The 19,187-nt window shown below is 73.9% G+C and carries 21 protein-coding genes and 1 pseudogene; 10 read left to right on the top strand and 12 right to left on the bottom strand.

The genetic code is table 11. The features are described 5' to 3' along the window. Window positions 1–38 precede the first annotated feature (38 nt). On the top strand, window positions 39–950 hold the full coding sequence (locus AB0J24_RS06830; protein WP_358676592.1) for a phosphotransferase: 912 nt from the start codon (window positions 39–41) through the stop codon (window positions 948–950). Here AB0J24_RS06830 and AB0J24_RS06825 read toward each other — a convergent pair. Beyond that, the gene (locus AB0J24_RS06825; protein WP_358676589.1) at window positions 947–1,339 is read right to left on the bottom strand and encodes a VOC family protein; all 393 of its coding nucleotides are present in this window, start codon (window positions 1,337–1,339) and stop codon (window positions 947–949) included. The two genes, AB0J24_RS06830 and AB0J24_RS06825, sit on opposite strands and share 4 nt — an antisense overlap. Next, entirely contained in the window at window positions 1,336–1,626 is a 291-nt protein-coding gene (locus AB0J24_RS06820; protein ID WP_358676586.1) for a metalloregulator ArsR/SmtB family transcription factor, read from the bottom strand. Before AB0J24_RS06820 ends, AB0J24_RS06825 begins: the two co-directional genes overlap by 4 nt. Window positions 1,627–1,845: 219 nt before the next feature. Here AB0J24_RS06820 and AB0J24_RS06815 point away from each other — a divergent pair, with 219 nt between their 5' ends. The 4 genes and pseudogenes from AB0J24_RS06815 (at window position 1,846) to AB0J24_RS06800 (ending at window position 6,903) form a co-directional block, all read left to right on the top strand. After that, entirely contained in the window at window positions 1,846–2,532 is a 687-nt protein-coding gene (locus tag AB0J24_RS06815) for a hypothetical protein (RefSeq protein ID WP_358676583.1), read from the top strand. Next, window positions 2,532–3,188, top strand: a pseudogene (locus tag AB0J24_RS06810) (SIP domain-containing protein); the annotation flags it as partial. The gene AB0J24_RS06815 and the pseudogene AB0J24_RS06810, both read left to right, overlap by 1 nt. Window positions 3,189–3,661: 473 nt before the next feature. Further along, entirely contained in the window at window positions 3,662–5,155 is a 1,494-nt protein-coding gene (locus tag AB0J24_RS06805; protein ID WP_358676581.1) for an ABC transporter ATP-binding protein, read from the top strand. Continuing rightward, window positions 5,152–6,903: an ABC transporter ATP-binding protein gene (locus tag AB0J24_RS06800; protein ID WP_358676579.1), complete on the top strand. Its 1,752-nt coding sequence runs from the start codon at window positions 5,152–5,154 to the stop codon at window positions 6,901–6,903. The genes AB0J24_RS06805 and AB0J24_RS06800 overlap by 4 nt, the downstream gene beginning before the upstream one ends. 28 nt (window positions 6,904–6,931) lie before the next feature. On the opposite strand, the gene AB0J24_RS06795 is transcribed toward AB0J24_RS06800, so the two are convergent. Genes AB0J24_RS06795 through AB0J24_RS06785 form a run of 3 tightly spaced genes read right to left on the bottom strand, consistent with a single transcriptional unit; the run spans window position 6,932 to window position 8,477 of the window. Beyond that, window positions 6,932–7,315 (bottom strand): STAS domain-containing protein, encoded by a 384-nt coding sequence (locus AB0J24_RS06795; RefSeq protein ID WP_358676576.1) that lies wholly within the window; start codon window positions 7,313–7,315, stop codon window positions 6,932–6,934. Then, window positions 7,312–7,929, bottom strand: a complete 618-nt coding sequence (locus tag AB0J24_RS06790) for an Asp23/Gls24 family envelope stress response protein (protein WP_358676573.1) — start codon at window positions 7,927–7,929, stop codon at window positions 7,312–7,314. The genes AB0J24_RS06795 and AB0J24_RS06790 overlap by 4 nt, the downstream gene beginning before the upstream one ends. Next, the gene (locus AB0J24_RS06785; protein ID WP_358676571.1) at window positions 7,926–8,477 is read right to left on the bottom strand and encodes an RNA polymerase sigma factor; all 552 of its coding nucleotides are present in this window, start codon (window positions 8,475–8,477) and stop codon (window positions 7,926–7,928) included. The genes AB0J24_RS06790 and AB0J24_RS06785 overlap by 4 nt, the downstream gene beginning before the upstream one ends. 419 nt (window positions 8,478–8,896) lie before the next feature. Here AB0J24_RS06785 and AB0J24_RS06780 point away from each other — a divergent pair, with 419 nt between their 5' ends. Then, window positions 8,897–9,964 carry a winged helix DNA-binding domain-containing protein gene (locus AB0J24_RS06780; protein WP_358676568.1) on the top strand — a complete coding sequence of 356 codons (1,068 nt, stop codon included), beginning with the start codon at window positions 8,897–8,899 and terminating at the stop codon, window positions 9,962–9,964. Here the strand turns inward: AB0J24_RS06780 and nhaA are convergent, their stop codons facing one another. After that, the gene (nhaA, locus tag AB0J24_RS06775) at window positions 9,965–11,305 is read right to left on the bottom strand and encodes a Na+/H+ antiporter NhaA (RefSeq protein ID WP_358676566.1); all 1,341 of its coding nucleotides are present in this window, start codon (window positions 11,303–11,305) and stop codon (window positions 9,965–9,967) included. It abuts the gene before it with no gap. A 22-nt stretch (window positions 11,306–11,327) separates the two neighbouring features. On the opposite strand from nhaA, the gene AB0J24_RS06770 reads away from it, so the two are divergent. Then, window positions 11,328–11,885 carry a DsbA family protein gene (locus tag AB0J24_RS06770; RefSeq protein ID WP_358676563.1) on the top strand — a complete coding sequence of 186 codons (558 nt, stop codon included), beginning with the start codon at window positions 11,328–11,330 and terminating at the stop codon, window positions 11,883–11,885. 121 nt (window positions 11,886–12,006) lie between these two features. Here AB0J24_RS06770 and AB0J24_RS06765 read toward each other — a convergent pair whose 3' ends face one another. After that, the gene (locus AB0J24_RS06765; RefSeq protein ID WP_358676560.1) at window positions 12,007–12,864 is read right to left on the bottom strand and encodes a universal stress protein; all 858 of its coding nucleotides are present in this window, start codon (window positions 12,862–12,864) and stop codon (window positions 12,007–12,009) included. A 197-nt stretch (window positions 12,865–13,061) separates the two neighbouring features. Here AB0J24_RS06765 and AB0J24_RS06760 point away from each other — a divergent pair, with 197 nt between their 5' ends. After that, window positions 13,062–14,510: an NAD(P)/FAD-dependent oxidoreductase gene (locus AB0J24_RS06760; RefSeq protein WP_358676558.1), complete on the top strand. Its 1,449-nt coding sequence runs from the start codon at window positions 13,062–13,064 to the stop codon at window positions 14,508–14,510. 159 nt (window positions 14,511–14,669) lie between these two features. Here AB0J24_RS06760 and AB0J24_RS06755 read toward each other — a convergent pair whose 3' ends face one another. Next, entirely contained in the window at window positions 14,670–14,954 is a 285-nt protein-coding gene (locus tag AB0J24_RS06755; RefSeq protein ID WP_358676555.1) for a hypothetical protein, read from the bottom strand. A 384-nt stretch (window positions 14,955–15,338) separates the two neighbouring features. Between AB0J24_RS06755 and AB0J24_RS06750 the strand changes: the two genes are divergently transcribed. Both AB0J24_RS06750 and AB0J24_RS06745 read left to right on the top strand, forming a co-directional pair. Continuing rightward, window positions 15,339–16,070 (top strand): MerR family transcriptional regulator, encoded by a 732-nt coding sequence (locus AB0J24_RS06750; RefSeq protein WP_358676552.1) that lies wholly within the window; start codon window positions 15,339–15,341, stop codon window positions 16,068–16,070. A 119-nt stretch (window positions 16,071–16,189) separates the two neighbouring features. Next, complete coding sequence (locus AB0J24_RS06745; protein WP_358676549.1) at window positions 16,190–16,843, top strand: RraA family protein; 654 nt, start codon at window positions 16,190–16,192, stop codon at window positions 16,841–16,843. Between the two features lie 57 nt (window positions 16,844–16,900). Here AB0J24_RS06745 and AB0J24_RS06740 read toward each other — a convergent pair whose 3' ends face one another. From AB0J24_RS06740 to AB0J24_RS06725, 4 genes are read right to left on the bottom strand one after another with little or no spacing between them, the layout of a single operon-like run. Continuing rightward, window positions 16,901–17,050, bottom strand: coding sequence for a hypothetical protein (locus AB0J24_RS06740; protein WP_358676546.1), 150 nt, complete (start codon window positions 17,048–17,050; stop codon window positions 16,901–16,903). A gap of 51 nt (window positions 17,051–17,101) precedes the next feature. Further along, the gene (locus tag AB0J24_RS06735) at window positions 17,102–17,842 is read right to left on the bottom strand and encodes an HAD-IIA family hydrolase (protein ID WP_358677359.1); all 741 of its coding nucleotides are present in this window, start codon (window positions 17,840–17,842) and stop codon (window positions 17,102–17,104) included. A gap of 49 nt (window positions 17,843–17,891) precedes the next feature. Continuing rightward, on the bottom strand, window positions 17,892–18,707 hold the full coding sequence (locus AB0J24_RS06730) for a DNA-formamidopyrimidine glycosylase family protein (RefSeq protein ID WP_358676543.1): 816 nt from the start codon (window positions 18,705–18,707) through the stop codon (window positions 17,892–17,894). After that, the gene (locus AB0J24_RS06725) at window positions 18,707–19,174 is read right to left on the bottom strand and encodes a ribose-5-phosphate isomerase (RefSeq protein WP_358676538.1); all 468 of its coding nucleotides are present in this window, start codon (window positions 19,172–19,174) and stop codon (window positions 18,707–18,709) included. The genes AB0J24_RS06730 and AB0J24_RS06725 overlap by 1 nt, the downstream gene beginning before the upstream one ends. Between the last annotated feature and the right edge of the window lie 13 nt (window positions 19,175–19,187).

Below are 19,187 nucleotides of genomic sequence, written 5' to 3'. Positions count from 1 at the left end.
CCCGTCTGACGCCGCGCGGGCTGTCCTACCGTGACGGCATGAGTGATCACTCGGCACGCACCGCGGCCGCGGTCGACGCCGCCGTCGGGGCGGCCCGCGGGCTCGGGCTCACGGTGACCGACGCCGCCGTGCTGCACGACCTGTTCTCGGTGGTCGTGCACCTCGCCCCGGCGCCCGTGGTGGCCCGGATGCCGGTCGTTCTCCCGCACTCGACGACGCCGGAGATCCTGGCGGGCCGGCAGCAGGCGGAGCTGGACGTGACCGGGTGGCTCGCGGCCCGCGGTACCCCGGTGATCCCGCCGAGCCCGCTCGTCGCGCGGGAACCGGTGCGGCGCAACGGCTTCTCGATGACGTTCTGGCAGCTCACCGAGGAGGACCAGAGCTCCGAGCCCGACTACGCGGCGAACTCCGAGCGCGTCGCCGACCTGCACGCGGCGCTGCACGGGTACCCGGGGCCGCTGCCGTTCCTGACCTCCGACGAACCGCGGCACGTGCCGGAGGCCCTCGACCAGCTCGCCGAGCGCGGCGACCTGCTCACGGGTGACGACCTGGAGCGCGCCCGCCGGGAATGGCGGGCCCTGGCTCCGCTGGTGCACTCCCGGGCGGCGTTCGAGCGGGCGTTCCCCGGTGTCGAGGTCCAGCCGGTGCACGGCGACTCCCCGCCCGCGAACACCTTCGCCGGGACCGACGGGCCGCTGTTCGCCGACTTCGAGCTGGTCACCACGGGCCCGGTCGAGTGGGATCTGGCGACCCTGGGCCCGGAGATGCGGTCGGCCTACGAGCGTGGCGCCCGGCGGGCCGGTCTGCGCCCGCTCGACGACGACGTGGTGGCCTTCGTCGACACCGTGGGGACGCTGCGCGCGATCGCCACCCTCGCGCTCACCCCGCAGCTGCCGGTGCTGGCCGACTACCTGGTCCCGGTGCTCGAGCAGTGGCGGGCCGCCGGTTAGACCTTCATCGTGGCGATCTGGATCAGGTTGCCGCAGGTGTCGTCGAGCACGGCGGTGACGACCGGTCCGAGGTCGGTCGCGTCCTGGGTGAACTCGACGCCCAGCCCCTTGAGCCGCTCGACCTCGGCGTACACGTCGTCGACGGCGAACTGGGTGACCGGGATGCCGTCGGCGACCAGGGCCTGCCGGTACGGGCCGACCGCGGGGTGCCCGGCCGGCTCCAGCAGCAGCTCGACGCCGTCCGGGTCGGCCGGGGACACCACGGTGAGCCAGCGGTACTCACCCGCGGGCACGTCGGTCTTCTTCACGAAGCCGAGCGTGTCGGTGTAGAAGGCGAGCGCCGTGGCCTGGTCGTCGACGAACACGCTGGTGACGGTGATGCGGATCATGGGTCCGGTCCCTCTCGGTCGATGGGCCACCGTTCGACGATCGCGCGCAGCGGGCTCGTGTCGATGTGGTGGAACTTGTAGCGGCCGTGCCGCCGGGTGTGCACGAGGCCGGCCTGCTCCAGCACCGCGAGATGCTGTGACACGGCCTGGCGGGACGACGTCAGGCCGTGCCTCATGGTCAGCCGTCCGCAGATCTCGAACAGGGTCTGGCCGTCCCTCTCGGTCAGCTCGTCCAGGATGGTCCGCCGGGTCGCGTCGCTGATCGCCCGGAACAGGTCCGCGTCCACGGTGCCCTTTATAGGCAAGTCACGACTTGCCTGTCAATCGGCCCACGCCGGATCCACGCGGCAACCGGCGAACGAGATCGGGTTGGTGCCGGGCTTCACCTACTTCGCCGGCTGGCATCTGCTGTCGGCCGTCTCCGCGAACCCGACGCTTGCCGGGCCGGGCCCCGCCCCTCTAAGTTAAGGCCATAACAAAGGGTGACCTAAGAGGGGCGGGGCGCGATGCGGACGGGTGGACGCCCGCCCCGGATCACGATCGAGCAGATCGAGCGGGCCGGGCGCGCGACGGGGCTGGACGGGCTGACCGTGCAGGGCGTCGCCGACACGCTCGGCGTCACCCCGGCTGCGCTGTACCGGCACGTCGACGGCCGGATCGGGTTGGAGACGCTGGTCGGAGAGAGCCTGCTCGCCGAGCTCCGGATCCCGGACGACCCCGGCGACGACACCGCCGGTCAGCTGCTCCGGTTCGCCCTGGCCCTGCGCGGGTTCTGCCTGGAGCACCGGGGCATGGCCGCCTACCTGCAGACGCTGTTCCCGCGCGGTGAGTCCGGCGCGGCGCTGCTGGCCGCCGAGATCGACGCGCTCGGGCGGCGCGGCTACCCGCCGCATCTCGGCTCGGTGCTCGCGAGCTCGGTCGCCGGGCTCGCCGTCGGCCGGGCCGCCGTCGAGGAGCTGCACAGCATCCGGCTCGAGGAGTCACCGGCGCTGGCCCGCCTCGCCGTGCGCGCCCGGGAGCTGCACGACCAGGTCACCGCGGCGCCGCCCGGCCTGCCCGAGATCACCATGGAGGACTACTTCCGCATGATCATGACCGCCTGCATCCGCGGCCTGCTCGCCGAGGTCCGCCCCGATCGCTCCGTCGCCGAGACGATGGCCGCCCTCGGTGTCGACCCGACCGGGGGGCGCTGATGCCCCGCGGCTTCCAGGGCGCGCTGCTGCGCGGTCTCGGTGCCCGCGACCATCTCGCCACCGTGACCGGGACCGAGCGGGTCGCCCCGCACATGGTGCGGATCCGGATGACCTCGCCGACCCTGTTCGAGGACGCGACGCCCGGCCCCACCGCCTGGCTGCGGTTCTGGTTCCCCGACCCCGACGGCGGGACGGCGGAGTTCCAGCGCGCCTACACCCTCAGCGAGGCCGACCCCGGCTCCGGCGCGTTCGCGATCGACGTGCTGCTGCACGAGCCGGCCGGTCCGGCGTCGGCCTGGGCGGCGCGCGCCGTCCCGGGGGACAGCGTTCCCGTCGTCGTGCTCGGATCGCGGCCCTTCACCGTCGCACCCGACCCGCCCGCGGGATACCTGCTGGTGGGCGACCCGGCCTCGGTACCGGCGATCAACGGGATCCTCGGCGCCGTGCCGCCGGACATCCCGGTCGAGCTGTACCTGGAGCAGGCGCACCCGGAGGACCGGCTGATCCCGCTCGCCACCCATCCGCGGCTGCGGGTGCACCGGGTGCAGCGGGAGGGCCCCGGCTCGATCGCCGCGGCGATCGAGCACCGGGACTGGTCGGACTGGTACGCCTGGGTGGCACCGGAGTCGGCGTCGCTCAAACAGCTCCGCACCCGGCTGCGCGAGGACTTCGGGTTCCCGAAATCGGAGATCCACGCACAGGCCTACTGGGTGGCGGGCAAGGCGATGGGATCCCAGCGCGACCACGAGCAGGCACCGGAACCGGCACAGGGACCCGCACCGGAACCGACACCTGAGCCGCCGCGGGGGCCCGAACCGGATCCGGTGCCGGAACCGACGCGGGGCCCGGGTGACGGCCCCCCGCAGGCCCCGGTGCCGACCGCGCCCTGTGGACGGTGGCGGGCCGGTGCCGCCGGGCGGCTGCTCGCTCCGCTGCGCGGCACCCTGATCGTCGCCGGCGTGCTGCAGGCCGTCGTCACCCTCGTCGAGCTCGCCCCCTACCTGCTGCTGGTCGAGCTGGCTCGCGACTGCTCGCCGGCGCGACCCCCGACGAGCTGTGGGCGCTCGGGATCACCGCGCTGGTCCTGCTCGGGATCGGCACCGGCCTCGCCGCGCTGCTGGCGCTCTGGTTGCACCTGGTCGACGCCCGGTTCTCCCGGGACCTGCGGAAGCGGCTGCTGGACCGACTCTCCCGGTTGCCGCTGGGCTGGTTCACCGCCCGCGGCTCCGGATCGGTGTCCCACCTGGTGCAGGGCGACACCCTCACCCTGCACCACCTGGTGACACATGCCGTACCGGACGCGGTGGCCGCGGTCGTCGCGCCGGTCGCGGTGTTGGTCTACCTGTTCGCCGTGGACTGGCGGCTCGCGCTGGTACTGCTCGTACCGGTGCTGGTCTACGTCGGCGCGACCGCGTCGATGATCGCGGTGTCCGGGGCGCGGATCCCGCAGGCGCTGCGCTGGTTCGAGCGGATGGCCGACGAGGCAGGTGGCTTCCTGGCCGGGCAACCGGTGATCCGGGTGTTCGGTGGTGCCGCGGCCTCGCCGTTCCGTCACCGGCTCGACGAGTACCTCGCGTTCCTGCACGCCTGGCAGCGGCCCTTCGTCGGCGCCCGCACGGTGATGGAGGTGGCGACCCGGCCGGGCACGTTCCTCTGGCTGGTGCTGGTCGTGGGCACGCCGATGGTCGTCACCGGGGCCCTGGATCCGGTGGCGCTGCTGCCGTTCCTGTTGCTCGGGACGACGTTCGGCGCCCGGTTGCTCGGCATCGGCTACGGCATGGCTGGGATCCGGGAGGGCCGCACTGCCGCCCGTCGGATCGCCGTCGCGCTGGACGAGCCCGAGCTGGAGACCCGCCCCGGCAGCACCGACGACGCCCGACCCGGTGTGGTCGAGTTCGACCACGTCGGCTTCGCCTACCGGCCGGGCGTACCGGTGCTCGACGACGTGACGCTCACCCTGCGCCCCGGGACGGTGACGGCGCTGGTCGGCCCGTCCGGCTCCGGCAAGTCGACCCTGGCGGCACTGCTCGCCCGCTTCCACGACGTCGGCTCCGGTGCGGTCCGGGTCGGTGGTGACGACGTCCGCTCACTGAGCGCGGACCAGCTCTACGCCCGGGTCGGGTTCGTGCTGCAGGACGCGCAGCTCGTGCGCGGCACCGTCCGGGAGAACATCGCGCTCGCCGTGCCCGACGCGCCGGACACCGCGGTCGAGGCCGCCGCCCGCGACGCCCGGATCCACGAGCGGATCCTGCAGCTGCCCCGCGGCTACGACACGATGCTGGGTGACGACGTCGCGCTGTCCGGCGGGGAACGCCAGCGGATCACCATCGCCCGCGCGATCCTCGCCGACACGCCCGTGCTGGTGCTCGACGAGGCGACCGCGTTCGCCGACCCGGAGTCGGAGTTCCTGGTCCAGCAGGCGCTCGACCGGCTCACCCGGGACCGGACGGTCCTCCTCGTCGCGCATCGGCTGCACACCGTCACCGGGGTGGACCGGATCGTCGTCCTCGACGGGGGCCGGATCGTCGAGACCGGCACGCACGACGAGCTGCTCGCCGCCGAGGGCCGTTACCGCAGGCTCTGGGAGTCCGGCGCGACCGTGACCGAGGAGGCGCACCGGTGATCCGCACGTTGCTGTCCCTGCTGCCCGACGGCAGCCGGCGCACGGTCGTCGCGCACGCGGCGTTCACCGTGCTCACGGTGCTGCTGCGGGCCGCCGCGGCGGTGCTGCTGGTCCCGCTGGTGGGTGCCCTGTTCGGCCCGGACCCGTCGGCCGCGCTGCCCTGGCTGGCGGTGCTCACCGCGGTCACCGTCGGTGGTTGGGCGACCGACGTCGTCGTCGCCCGGCTCGGGTTCCGGATCGGCTTCTCGCTGCTGGACCGGACCCAGCACGCGATGGCCGACCGGCTGACCCGGATCCGGCTCGGCTGGCTCGACGCGGACAACACCGCGACCGCCCGCGCGTCGATCGGGTCCGGTGGGCCGGAGCTGGTGGGGCTGATCGTCTACCTGGTCACGCCGCTGGCCTCGGCGCTGCTGCTGCCCGCGGCGATCGCGGTCGCGCTGTTCTGGGTCGCCTGGCCGCTCGGGCTCGCCGCCGCAGCGGCGGTGCCGGTGCTGTTCGGCGTGCTGTGGGCGAGCGGTCGGATCACCCGCCGGTCCGACGAGGAGGCGGCGGCCACCAACCGGGAGCTCACCGAGCGGATCGTCGAGTTCGCCCGCACCCAGCAGGCGCTGCGTGCTGCCCGGCGGGTCGACCCGGCCCGCAGCGAGGTCGGGCGGGCACTGGGTGCTCAGCACGGCGCCACCCTGCGGCTGCTGTTGTTCCACGTGCCGGGCCAGCTGCTGTTCGGGATCGCCGCGCAGATCGCGCTGATCCTGCTGGCCGGTACGACGACGCTGCTCGCCGTGCGCGGCACGCTGTCCGCGCCGGAGGCGATCGCGCTGGTCGTCGTGCTCGCCCGCTTCCTCGAACCCTTCACCGCGCTGGCCGACCTGGCAGGCGGGATCGGCACGACCCGCGCGACGCTGCGGCGGATCCGCGCGGTGCTCGACGCCCCCACCGACCCGGCGGGCCCCGGTGGCCCGCTGCCGGCCGCGGCGCCGCGGGTCGAGCTCGACGGCGTCACCTTCGGCTACCGGGCGGACGGCCCACCGGTGCTCGACCGGCTCGACCTCACCTTGGAGCCGGGCAGCACCACCGCGATCGTCGGGCCCTCCGGGTCGGGCAAGAGCACGATCCTCGCGCTGCTCGCCGGGCTGCACCATCCCGACCGCGGCACCATCCGGGTGGACGGCGTCGACGTCGCCCGGCTCGACGCCGGGCAGCGCCGCGCCCTGGTCTCGATGGTGTTCCAGGATCCGTACCTGTTCGAGGGCACGCTGCGCGACAACGTGCTCGTCGGCGCCCCGGACGCCGACCCGGCCACCCTCGCGGCGGTGACCGGCGCGGCCCGGGTTCGGGAGATCGTCGACCGGCTGCCCGACGGCGACCGCAGCCGCATCGGGGAGGCCGGGACGACGCTGTCCGGCGGCGAGCGTCAGCGGATCGGGATCGCCAGGGCGCTGCTGAAACCCGCGCCGCTGCTGCTCGTCGACGAGGCCACCAGCGCACTGGACACGGAGACCGAGACCGCCGTCGTGCAGGCGCTCTCCGCCGACCCGTACCCGCGTACCCGGGTGGTCGTCGCGCACCGGCTCGCGAGCATCCGGCACGCCGACCGGGTGCTGTTCGTCGAGGACGGCCGGATCGTCGAGGACGGCACGGTGGCCGGGCTGCGGGCGGCGGGCGGCCGGTTCGCCGAGTTCTGGCGCCACCAGGAACTGCGATCGGCATGGAGATGGGGGGAGACCGCCGCGACCCCGGGGTGAAGCGCGCGGGCCCGGTGCCCGGTGACCGTCAGGCGGCGGGCTCCCGGTGCCGCGGGCACGTCGCCACCGGGCGGTCGCCGACGACGATCCGGGCTGCGGCCAGCACCCGCCCCACCGCGCGGGGCCGGTCCGGCCCCAGCCGCAGGTGCCGTCCCTCCCGGTCGGCGTGCCCACAACCGGTCAGGACGGCGGTGACCCCGGCAGCCGCCAGGTGGTCCACCCCGGACAGATCCAGCTCGACGCAGCAGCACCGGTCGACCCAGTGGATCAGGAAGTCGGTCAGCGGCGGCGCGGTGGCCGCGTCGATCCCGCCCCGGCACCGAACCACGACCGAACCGTCCGAGCGGCACTCGGCGGTCGCCCGCAACGGGTCGGCCGTGAGCTCGTCGGTCTCCACCCGGGGGCCGGTCATTCCAGCACGTCGTCGATCACGACGGTCAGTTCGGTCGTCGACAGGCCGGTCAACCGGCTGACCCGCTCGGCGACGGTCCGCCGGACCCGGTCGGCGAGCGCGTGCAGGTCCTGGCCGTAGTCGGCGGCGAGCACGATCTCGATCGCCGTGCTCGCTCCGGCGACGCCCGCGACGACGTCACCGTCCGTGCCCCCGGCACCGCCCGCCCGCTCCGCACCGCCCGCACCGAGCGTCCGGCTCAGCGCGACCCGGACGCCGGGCACCGACTGCGCGGAGCGGCGGGCGGTCACCACGATCACCCGGGCGGCGATCCGGGTGACACCGTCCGGGCCGGCCAGCACGGCGTGGTCGGGCTCGGCGAGCACGCCGCGGATCTGGCGCAGGATCCGGTCGATCCGGCCCCGTGGCGCGGCCACCGGCTGGGCGGCGAGCTCGTGGACCGGCGACCACAATCGCCGGTACTCGCCCAGAGCGGCCTGGCAGTGCACGCAGCCCTGTTGGTGGTCGTCACGCCGGTCGGCGCGCCCGGCGGCGACCTGATCGAGCAGCTCGTCCACCGGACGCCCGCAGGCCAGCCGGTCGCCCGTCACGGAGTGCTCGTCGTGGCTGGTCATGCCCACTCCCGCAACGTGTCGAGCAGTCGCCGTCGCGCCCGGTACAGCCGCCCCCGGACCGTCGCCTCGGACACGTTCAGGATGGCTGCCACCTCCTGGTACGTCATCTGCTCGATGTCGACGAGCACCACCGGCGCACGCAACTCGGCGGGCAGCGCGGTGACCGCCGCGAGCGCCGCGTGGGCATGTCCCCTGGCCTCGACCTGCAGGTCCGCCCCCGGCGAGACGGTCACATCCGGGTCGTCCAGCGGTTCGAACCGGGGCCGCCGGTTGATCAGGTTGATGCACCGGTTCACCACCACCCGATACAGCCAGGTCGTGAACAGACTGTCCCCGGCGAACCCGGTCAGCGCGGTCCACAGCGAGACGACGACGTCCTGGGCGACGTCCTCGGCGTCGTGCGGATTTCCCACCATCCGCAGCGCGATCCGGTAGATCCGGTCCCGGTGCCGGCGCACCAGCTCCTCGTAGGCGTCGACATCACCGTCCTTGACCTTCCTGATCAGCCAGTCGTCGGCGGCCGCGTCGAGCCGATCGTTCTCCCCCACCCGCGGCAACTCGGAGCCCCCTCGTTCGATAACCCCGGCCGGGCCCGCCCCCGGGTGGGCCCGGCCGGTCCGAGGCCCGTGACACCCCCCGGGTGGCTCACGGGGCGTCGATCCCCTTCCTCGGCATCAGTGGGACACATGCGTCCACAGATCCTCACGGGGTCTTATGGGTGATGTAAGTCACAGTCCTCCTCGAACGTGTGTGCAGTTGCCCGAAGGAGGTGGCTCTGCTCTGCTTCCCGCCATGATCCGCACCCCACCCTCGCCCGTCGACCCGCTCGACCACCGGTGGTGGTGACCGCCTCCGCACCCGGGGCGTTCGGACCGGGGACAGGGCGGCCCGAGATCCCGGTCCGGTGGATCGACGCGGGGCCCGACCGGCTGCGCAGCCCGGTTGTCGACACTCTGCGGTCCGCCCGGTGACCGTGCTGGACCGGCGGGCACTGACCCGGGCGACCCTCGCCCGCCAGCACCTGCTCGACCGGCACGGCCCGGATCCCGCCGGGATCGTCGACCGGCTCGGTGGCCTGCAGGCCCAGGAGCCCCGCGAGCCGTACACCGGACTGTGGTCCCGCGTGGCGGAGTTCGACCCGGCGCCCGTTTCCGCCGCTCTGCACGAGCGGACGCTGGTGCGCACCGTGCTGATCCGCCGGACCGTGCACCTAGTGACGGCCGCCGACTGCCTCGCCTTCCGCGGCCTGTGCCAACCGATGATCACCCAGCGGACCTGGGGGGCGCGCCGGGCCGAGCTGCCCGGGGTGGACCCGGCCGAGCTCGCCGAGGCCGTGCGCCCGTGGTTCGCCGAGAGCCCGCGCACCGGCGCCGAGGTCGCCCGGCTCGTCGCCGGCCGGTTCCCGGGGGCGAGCCACGCAGCACTCGCCGACGCCGCCGTCTCGGTGATCCCGCTGGTCCAGGTACCGCCCCGGGGCACCTGGGACGGCACCGGACCGGCCCGGCTCACGACCGTCGGTGCCTGGCTGGGGCGCGAGCCCGATCCGGAACCGGACGCCGCCGCGCTGGTGCTGCGCTACCTGCGCGCGTTCGGCCCGGCCGCCGGCGCCGACCTGCGCGCCTGGTGCGGCCTGACCGGGTTGCCCGCCGTCGTCACGCGACTGCGCCCGCAGCTGCGGACCTTCCGCGACGAGCGCGGCCGCACGCTGCTCGACGTCGACGACGCTCCCCTGCCAGGTCCGGACACCCCGGCGCCGCCGCGGTTCCTGCCCGCCTTCGACAACGTCGTGCTCGGGTTCGACGACCGCAGCCGGATCATCGACGACGCGCACCGCGGCCTGAGCGTCACCGGTGCCCGGTTCGTGCTCCTCGACGGCCGGGTGGCCGCGACCTGGACGACCTCCGGGGACGATCTCACGGTGCACCCGCTGCGCCCGTTCACCCGGGCCGAGACCGACGCCGTGGCCGCCGAGGCGGAGCGGCTGCGCGGCTTCCTGACCGGCGCGGCGGCCGGGACCGCACGGATCGGCCCGTAGTCAGTCCACCGGGCGCCACGGCCGCGGCGGCAACGTCGGCAGCCCGCTCGGTGAGCACTGGCCGCCCCGCTCCCCCGCCAGCCGGAACACCAGCCATCCCGACAGCGCCGCCAGGATCGACCCGGCCAGGATCCCGATCTTCGCCTCGGCGATCAGCAGCTCGTCGTCGAGGGCCAGCTCGGTGACGAACAGCGCCACCGTGAACCCGATCCCGGACAACGCGGACCCACCGAGCAGCTGCCCCCAGCGCAGCGTGTCCGGCACCCGGCCCAGGCCGGTGCGCAGCACGACCCAGGTCCCCGCGGCGACGCCGATCGGCTTCCCGACCACCAGACCGAGGATGATTCCCCAGGTCAGCAGGGAGGACGCCGCAGCGGACAGGGTCTGTGCGTTCAGCAGCACGCCGGCGTTGGCGAGCACGAACAGCGGCACGATCACGTAGCTGCTCCACGGCTGGATCCGCTGCTGCAGGCGCTCGTTCGGGGAGACCGCGGCGACCGCGACGACCTGTGCGGCCCGGGCCCGCTGCGGGGTCGGGTCGAGCAGGAAGTTCTTGCCGGCCCCGATAGCGGCCGTCATCTCCTGGCGACGCGGTGCGTAGGCGTTCACCAGCAGGCCGAGCGCGACGCCGACGACACTGGGGTGCACCCCGGAGCGCAGCACCGCCAGCCAGGTCAGGATCCCGATCACGGCGTAGCACGGGGTCCGCCAGAACCGGACGTGCCGCAGTCCGAGCAGCCCGGCCAGCAGCACCACCGCCACCAGCAGCGCGACCAGGTCGACCTCGTCGGTGTAGAACAGCGCGATCGCCGCGACCGCACCGATGTCGTCGACGATCGCCAACGCCAGCAGGAACACCCGCAGCTGGTCCGGGCAGCGCGGGCCGAGCAGCGCCAGCACACCGAGCATCACGGCGGTGTCGGTGGAGATCGCGATGCCCCAGGCGCCGGCCGCCTCCCCACCGGCGTTGAGCGCGAGGAACACCAGCGCGGGCACCACGAGCCCGCCGGCGGCCGCCGCTGCCGGAGCCGCGATCGCCCGCGCGCCCCGCAGCTCGCCGAGCGTGGTCTCGCGGGCGATCTCCAGACCGACGGACAGGAAGAACAGGACCATCAGGCCGTCGTTCACCCAGTGCCGCAGATCGAGCGCCAGCTCGCCGCTGCCGAGCCGGATCGCCAGCTCGGTGTGCCAGAAGGCCTCGTAGTCCGCGCCGCTGTTCGCCCAGATCAGCGCGGCGAGTGCGGCGACGATCAGCAGCACCGCCGAACCGGACTCGGTGCCGAGGAAGCGCCGGGCGGCGTCGGACAGATCGCCGCGCTCGACCAGGGTGGTGACCGCCATGCGACGATCCTGCCGTTGCACCGTGCACCCCGTCTGCAGGAGGTGTCCCATCGGCTCGCTCGATCCCCCGGTCGGCCCCTACGACCACACGCTGGGTCCGCCGGGTGCTGAGCTCACCCTCGTCGAGTACGGCGACTACGAGTGCCCCTACTGCCGGGCCGCCGTGCCGGTGATCGGGCAGGTCCGGGAACGGCTGGGTGAGCGGCTCCGGTTCGTGTTCCGGCACTTCCCGCTGCACGAGCTGCACCCGCACGCGATCGCCGCGGCACTGGCCGCCGAGATGGCGGCGCTGGAGGGCCGGTTCTGGCAGATGCACGACGCGATGTTCACGCCGGGCCCGCCCCGGCTGAGCCAGGCCGATCTGGCCGGGCACGCCGAGACCGCCGGGGTACGACCGGAACGGGTGCTCTGGCCGGCCACCCGCGCCGTCGAGGACCGGGTGGAGGCCGGGTTCAACGCCGCGGTCCGCAGCGGGGTGCGTGGCACGCCGACCCTGTTCGTCAACGGCGAGCAGTACCGCGGGGAGATCACCGTCGACGACCTCGCCGCCGCACTGGAACAGCATCCGACCGGCTCCTGAGGGTGCAGGGCCCGGAACCGGGCGTCCCGCACCTGCGGGGCCGGCCGGTGCGGGCCTGCGGTCCCCCGGACCGGCGTCCTCGGGGAGTGCGCCGGTCACCGCTGCCGGGTGCGCCCCGGGATCAGCTCGCCTCCGGCCCGACCAGCATCACCGGGCACTCGGCGTGCTGGATCAGCGACAGACCGGTCGAGCCCAGCAGCAGTCCGGTAAACCCGCCCCGGCCCCGGGTCGCCACGACCACCAACCGGGCGGACGCGCTGCGCTGCGCCAGCGCCCGCCCCGGCTCCGCCCGCTCGATGACCCGTTCGACGGCGACCTCCGGGTAGCGCTGCGACCAGCCGGCGAGCCGCTCGGCGAGCGCGCGCTCCTCGGTGTCGCGGAGCCGGTCGAAGGCCCCTGCCGCGCGCAGGGCCGGGGACCTGCCGTCGTGCCAGGCGTAGAGCGCGACCAGGCCGGCGCCGTGCGCCGAGGCCATCGCGAACGCGTGCGCCAGCGCGGTGTCCGACAGCGGGCCGCCGTCCACCCCGACCAGCACCGGGGCGTCGACGTGCTCGGTACCGCGGACGACGACGACCGGGCATTCGGCGTGCGACACCACGGCGAGCGTCACCGAACCGAGAGCGGTGCCGATCCGGCCCCTGCTCCCCGAACCGAGCACCAGCAGCTCCGCCGTCCGCGACGCCTCGCGCAGCGCCGCCGACGGTGACTCGCGGTCCTCGCGGGCCCGGGCCGGCACACCCGGGGCGGTCTGCGCCGCCACCGCGGTGGCGGCGTCGAGGACCGTCCGGGCCTCCTCACCCAGGGCGGTCTCGACGTCGTCGAGCAGCGGCGCGATCGACGCGTCGGCGTAGAGCCCGGCCACGTCGTAGGCGTACACCAGCTCCAGCTCGGCGTGCCGGGCCGCGGCCTCCCGGGCGGCCCACCGGACCGCGTCGAGCGCCGCGTCCGATCCGTCCACACCGACCACGACCGCACTCATCGTCCACGTCCCCCAGTTCCCGGCCGGCACCGCTGCGGCCGGACCGTCGTGCGCCACTGTGCTCCACAGTGCTCTACCGCGGGGCCCCCCGCATCCTGCGCCCGGTACCCGTTCGGCCCGCGCGGGCCGAACCGGGCATTCGTGACCCACCCGGTGATCGATACGGTGACCCCCGCAGTCGGTGACAGGGAGGTCCCATGCACGCACCGAGCGTTCTCGTCGTCGGCGCCGGGTTCGGCGGAATCGCCGCAGCGATCGAGCTGCGCGCGCACGGCATCCGGGACGTCACGATCCTCGACGCCGCCCCGGGGCTCGGCGGCACCTGGCTGCACAACACCTACCCGGGTGCGGCGTGCGACGTCCCGAGCCACCTGTACTCGTTCTCGTTCGCCCAGCGCACCGACTGGTCACGGCTGTGCTCCCCGCAGCCGGAGATCCTCGCCTACCTGCAGGACGTGGCACGCGAGTTCGGCGTCGACGAGCTGGTCGAGACCGGTGTCCGGATCGTCGCCGCCGACCGCCCGCACACCGGAGCCCCCTGGACACTCACCGCGCAGGACGGCCGGACCTGGAGCGCCGACGTGCTGATCGTCGCGACCGGCCAGCTGAACCGCCCGGTCGTTCCCGACATCCCCGGTGTGGAGAGCTTCGCCGGCCACGCGTTCCACTCGGCCCGCTGGGACCACGGGCACGACCTGCGCGGCCGCCGGGTCGCCGTGATCGGGACGGGGGCGAGCGCGGTCCAGTTCGTGCCCGCGATCGCGCCGCAGGTCGGCCACCTGAGCGTCTTCCAGCGGAGCGGGAACTGGTTCCTGCCGCGCCGCAACCGTGCGTTCCCCCGGTGGTGGCGGGCGGCGATCGAGCACGTCCCGGGCCTGGCCCGGTGGCGCCGCCGGTTCATCACCGAGTACTGCGAGTCGATCACCCTGATGATCCGGCACCCGGCCACCTGGGGCCGGCTCGGGAAGCTGTACTCGACGCTGTTCATGCGCTCGCAGCTGCGCGATCCGCAGCTGCGACGCGCGGTGTGGCCGGACTACACCTTCGGCTGCAAACGGGTGCTGTTCAGCTCGCACTGGCTACCCGCCCTGCAGCGGGACAACGTGTCGCTGGAGACCGAGAAGATCACCGAGATCGTGCCGGAGGGCGTGCGCACCGCCGACGGCCGGACGCACGAGGTGGACACCATCATCTGGGGCACCGGGTTCGCGGCCACCGACTTCATGTTCCCGATGGAGATCACCGGCCCCGGTGGGCGCTCGCTCACCGACGAGTGGGCCGGCGGGGCGCACGCCTACCTGGGGATGACGGTGCCCGGCTTCCCGTCGATGTTCGTGCTCTACGGACCGAACACGAACACCTCGGGTGGTTCGATCATCCGCTACCTCGAGCACCAGGTCCGCTACGTCCGGGAGACGCTGCAGGAGGCACAGCGGCGCGGGGTGAGGGCGGTGGAGGTGCGCGGTGACGTCGAGCGGGCCTACGACGCCGAGATCCAGGCGCGGTTCACCGGGACCGCCTGGACCCGCTGCGACTCCTGGTACCGCGACGAGCACGGCCGGATCGTCACCAACTGGCCCGGTTACATGCGCGAGTACGACGAGCGCACCCGCCGGGTGGATCCCGCCGACTACGTCTTCCACTAGCCGGCTCACACCCCTTCGCCGCGCTGCACACCTGCTGCAACGGGTGTGCAGCGTGGCGAAGGGGTGTGTCCGGCTTCCACCGAACACACGTCCGCCCCGCCCCCGTGGCGGCGGGGTGCGGGGCGGAGGTGCGCCGGCGTCACACCGGCGGGTCGGGTGTCAGCAGCTGGTCGGGTTGTCCCGGTTCTGGGCGGCACCGCCGCCGAGGATCCCGAGCACGTTGCCCACGGCGGCGTTGATGCCGGGACAGACGTCGACGTTGTTGAGGACGTTGACGTCATCGAGGTTCACCAGTCCGAACTGGTCGCCCCTCGTGTTGCCGACGTCCTGGACGAACGAGTCGCCGTCGTCGTCCTGGGTGGCCGGAGCCGCGGACGCGAGCGGGCTGAAGGCGACCAGTGCCGCGACGACGGCGATGCCGGTGACCGCGAGCTTCCTGCGCATGTCTCTCCCCTTTCGTGCGCACTGCCGGGACCCCTGTGCGTCACGGCAAGCGGACGGTAGGCAGGCGGTCACGGCCGGGGATACGGCCGGGACCCGTACGGGTGACCCGATCACCGTCGGACATCGAAAGTGTGGTGTGGGACGGCAGAGACCGGTTCTCCCACGACGGCGGCCACGGAACGTCCCCGCCCGGGCCCGGGCCGTCGCCCGGGGTGACCGGGCAGCGCGTGGTGGACCACCTCGGCCGCCACCCGGTGGAGTGATTCCCTCACGGCGTGTCGCAGCATCCGCGTGTCGTGACACGGGCCCGGTGCGAACATCCGGGCCCGATCGGCTTGATCCTCACGCGACGTGAGGCCGCATCGTCGATCCTGCCGTCACGAGGTGGCGGCCCGACACGAGGAGGACCGGGTGAAGGTCGGCGAGCTCGCCGCGGCGACCGGGTTGACGGTGCGCACGCTGCACCACTGGGAGGAGCGCGGCCTGGTCGTGCCATCGGCGCGGACCGCCTCCGGGCATCGCGTCTACGACGAGGGCGACGTCCGCCGCGTCTACCAGGTGGTCGCCCTGCGGGAGCTGGGTCTCCCGCTGGAGGCGATCAGCGGGCTCCTGGCCTCCGGGTCGTTCGGCGCCGTGCTCGCCGCGCACCTGGAGCAGGTCGACGCCAGGCTCGCCGCGCTGCACTCGCTGCGCGGCACCCTGGCCGGTGTCGTCGAGCGGTTGCACGACGTGCCGGACCCGGCCCTGTCGGACGTACTGGAGATGATCGACGAGGTGAGCAGGGTGAACGACACGTTCGCGCAGTACTTCACGCCCGAGCAGGTCGCGGAGCTGCAGGCGAGGCGGGCCGAGGGCGAGGCGACGGCCGCCGAGTGGCCGGGCCTGATCGCGGCCGTCCGGGCCGAGATGGACGCCGGTACCGACCCGGCCGACCCGCGGGTGCGGGAGCTCGCGGCCCGCTGGGACCGCCTGTTGGAGTCGTTCCACCGCGGGGACCCCGAGCTGGGTGCCCGGCTCGACCGGATGCGGGTGGAGAACACCGGTGAGGTGATCGCGGCCGGCGGGCCGGACCAGGCGATGATCGACTACATCGGGCGTGCCCGGCCCTCGGGTTAGGTCACCGGCGGCGTCGGCACAGCCACCGGATCGTCTACCGGTGGCTGCTCGCGACGGGGGCGGGCGGGCCCCACCGCTCCGCGTTCGCACCACCTGCCCGCAGGCGCCAGGATGGTGTGATGGCGGATCTCCTGGGGCGGCTTCGCGACATGCAGGTGTCGTCGTTGTGCGACGCGGACAAGACCTTCCCGGTGGTGGACCCGGCCATCCGGGCGCTCGTCCCGGACGTCCGGATGGTCGGGCCCGCCGTCACCGTGTCCTGCGTGGACGACCACCTGCCGATGTTCGCGGCGTTGCGCGCGGCCGCACCGGGGTCGGTGCTGGTGGTGGCCGGTTCCGGCGGCACCCGGGCGGTGGCGGGCGAGCTGTTCGCGAGCGAGGCGAAGCGGCGCGGGCTGGCCGGGATCGTCGTCGACGGCCTGGTCCGCGACCTGCGCGGGCTGCGCGCGCTCGGGTTGCCGGTCTTCGCCCGCGGCACCTGCCCTGCCTCGGGCAGCACCCGGGACCCCGGCACGATCGACGAACCGGTCTCGTTCGGCGGCATCGTGGTGGGCCCGGGTGACCTGGTCTGCGGCGACGACGACGGGCTGCTCATCGCCGCCCCGGACCGGTTCGCCGCGGTCATCGACGTCGCGGAGGGCATCGAGGCCGCGGAGCGCGCACTGGTGTCGGCGATGCGCAACGGGCACGAGCTGCACTCGCTGACCACCGTCGACGAGCACGTGGCCGCGCCGGGCCGGGGCGAGGAGAGCGCGCTGGGCTTCCGCGTCTGACGGGACCGGCCGCCCGCCGGGCCCACGGGCTCGACGGGCGGCGGATCGGGCCGGCGTTCAGGCGGCGGACTCCCAGGTCCACTCGGGCTCCATCGGGTCGGCGCAGTCCGGGCACGGCACCGCGATCCCGACGGTCTCCGCCGCGGGCAGCTCGGCCTCGGCGCCGCAACCGTCGCACCGGCACCAGGACACCTCGTTTCCGTACATGCGTTCGAGGGTGAACCACAACCGTGTGATTCGCAAGCGCCCGCGCCGGGCTCAGACGTCGTCGACCAGATCGGCGACCGACGGGACCACCCGCGAGGGGCGGAACGGGAAGCGGTCGATCTCGGACTCCCGGGTGATCCCGGTGAGCACCAGCACCGTGCGCATCCCGGCCTCCAGCCCGGCGAGGATGTCGGTGTCCATCCGGTCGCCGATCATCACCGTGGACTCCGAGTGCGCGCCCAGCCGGTTCAGCGCGGCGCGCATCATCAGCGGGTTCGGCTTGCCGACGAAGTAGGGATCCACCCCGGTCGCCTTGGAGATCATCGCCGCGACCGATCCGGTCGCCGGGAGGATGCCCTCCGGCGACGGCCCGGTGGCGTCGGGGTTGGTGGCGACGAAGCGGGAGCCCTTCTCGACCAGCCGCATCGCGGTCGCGATCGAGGAGAAGCTGTAGGTGCGGGTCTCCCCCAGCACCACGTAGTCGGGGTTCCGGTCGGTGATGACGTAGCCGACGTCGTGCAGCGCGGTGGTCAGCCCGGCCTCGCCGATCACGTACGCGCTGCCCTGCGGGCGCTGCTCGGACAGGAACGCCGCGGTCGCCAGCGCCGAGGTCCAGATCGACTCCTCGGGCACGTCCAGCCCGGTCGCCTGCAGCCGGTACCGCAGGTCACGCGGGGTATGGATGCTGTTGTTGGTCAGGACGAGGAACGGGACGCCCTTGTCGCGCAGCCGGGACAGCAACGTGTCCGCACCCGGGACGATGCTGCCCTCGCGGACGAGGACACCGTCCATGTCGGTCATCCAGCACTCGATCGCCTTCTGTTCCACCACGGGCCGGACCCTAACGGTGTTCCGGCTGGCACGTGGGGCACCAGAACAGGTTCCGCGCCGCGTGCTCGGCGTGCCGCACCGGCGTCCCGCAGACCAGGCACGGCAGGCCGGCGCGGCGGTAGACGTAGACCTCGCCGCCGTGCCGGTCGCGCCGGCCGGGCTCTCCGCGGCGGCGCGGGTCGTGCTCGGGGGCGACGGTGTCGATCCGCCCGGTGCGGACGCCGTCGCGCATCAGCGCGACCAGGTCGGGCCACATCGCGTCCCAGGTCTCCCGGTCCAGCGACCGGCCGGGCAGCAGCGGGTCGAGGCCGTGCCGGAACAGCAGCTCGGCCCGGTACACGTTCCCGACCCCGGCGATCACCGCCTGGTCCATCAGCAGCGTGGCGAGCGGGCTGCGGGAGCGTGAGATCCGCGCCCACACCCGTTCCGGGTCGGCGTCGCGGCGCAGCGGGTCCGGCCCGAGCCGGGCCCGCAGCGCTCGCGCCTCGGCCGTGGTGAGCAGCTCGCAGGCGGTCGGGCCGCGCAGGTCGGCGTAGTGCGTCTCCCCGACCAGCCGCATCCGCAGCGCCCCGACCGGCTCCGGGGCCGGGAGCTCGTGCTCGGCGAAGGTCCCGTACAGCCCGAGGTGCACGTGCACGACCCGGCCGGGGCCGTAGCGGTGGAACAGGTGCTTGCCGTGCGCCTCGGCGCCGGTCATCACCTGGCCGTCCAGCAGCTCGGCGGAGGCGGCGAACCGGCCCTGCGGGCTGGACACCGCGACCGGCCGCTTCACGAACAGCCTGCGGTGCAGCCGCGCGATGCGGTGCAGCGTGTGCCCCTCCGGCACTAGCTCGGCAGCTCGATCTCGCCGGTCCGCTCGTAGTCGAGCATCTGGTCGATCCGCCGCTGGTGACGTTCGTCGCCGGAGAACGGGGTGGCCAGGAACGCCTCGACGATCGCGACGACCTCGTCGAACGGGTGCTGGCGGGCACCGACCCCGATGATCTGGGCGTCGTTGTGCTCCCTGGCGAGCCGCGCGGTGGCCTCGTTCCAGGCCAGCGCGGCCCGGATCCCCCGCACCTTGTTCGCGGCGATCTGCTCACCGTTGCCGGAGCCGCCCAGCACGATCCCGAGCGATCCCGGGTCCGCGACGACCCGGCGGGCCGTCTCGATGCACCAGGCGGGGTAGTCGTCGAGGGCGTCGTACGTCGGGGCCCCGACGTCGACCACCTCGTGGCCCTGCCCGCTCAGGTGGTCGACGAGCTTGCCCTTGACCTCGAAACCGGCGTGGTCACTGCCCAGGTAGACGCGCACGGGGCAGGATCCT

The organism is Pseudonocardia sp. NPDC049635, from assembly GCF_040659795.1.
Lineage (GTDB): Bacteria > Actinomycetota > Actinomycetes > Mycobacteriales > Pseudonocardiaceae > Pseudonocardia.
This window is presented reverse-complemented; position numbering and strand designations above follow the sequence as displayed.

Bases quoted from the DNA above. Each gene is read 5' to 3' on its own strand.
- AB0J24_RS06830 (WP_358676592.1), top strand. From the start codon at position 39: ATGAGTGATCACTCGGCACGCACCGCGGCCGCGGTCGACGCCGCCGTC.
- AB0J24_RS06825 (WP_358676589.1), bottom strand. From the start codon at position 1,339: ATGATCCGCATCACCGTCACCAGCGTGTTCGTCGACGACCAGGCCACG.
- AB0J24_RS06815 (WP_358676583.1), top strand. From the start codon at position 1,846: ATGCGGACGGGTGGACGCCCGCCCCGGATCACGATCGAGCAGATCGAG.
- AB0J24_RS06795 (WP_358676576.1), bottom strand. From the start codon at position 7,315: ATGACCGGCCCCCGGGTGGAGACCGACGAGCTCACGGCCGACCCGTTG.
- AB0J24_RS06790 (WP_358676573.1), bottom strand. From the start codon at position 7,929: ATGACCAGCCACGACGAGCACTCCGTGACGGGCGACCGGCTGGCCTGC.
- nhaA (WP_358676566.1), bottom strand. From the start codon at position 11,305: ATGGCGGTCACCACCCTGGTCGAGCGCGGCGATCTGTCCGACGCCGCC.
- AB0J24_RS06765 (WP_358676560.1), bottom strand. From the start codon at position 12,864: ATGAGTGCGGTCGTGGTCGGTGTGGACGGATCGGACGCGGCGCTCGAC.
- AB0J24_RS06760 (WP_358676558.1), top strand. From the start codon at position 13,062: ATGCACGCACCGAGCGTTCTCGTCGTCGGCGCCGGGTTCGGCGGAATC.
- AB0J24_RS06755 (WP_358676555.1), bottom strand. From the start codon at position 14,954: ATGCGCAGGAAGCTCGCGGTCACCGGCATCGCCGTCGTCGCGGCACTG.
- AB0J24_RS06745 (WP_358676549.1), top strand. From the start codon at position 16,190: ATGGCGGATCTCCTGGGGCGGCTTCGCGACATGCAGGTGTCGTCGTTG.
- AB0J24_RS06740 (WP_358676546.1), bottom strand. From the start codon at position 17,050: ATGTACGGAAACGAGGTGTCCTGGTGCCGGTGCGACGGTTGCGGCGCC.
- AB0J24_RS06735 (WP_358677359.1), bottom strand. From the start codon at position 17,842: ATGGACGGTGTCCTCGTCCGCGAGGGCAGCATCGTCCCGGGTGCGGAC.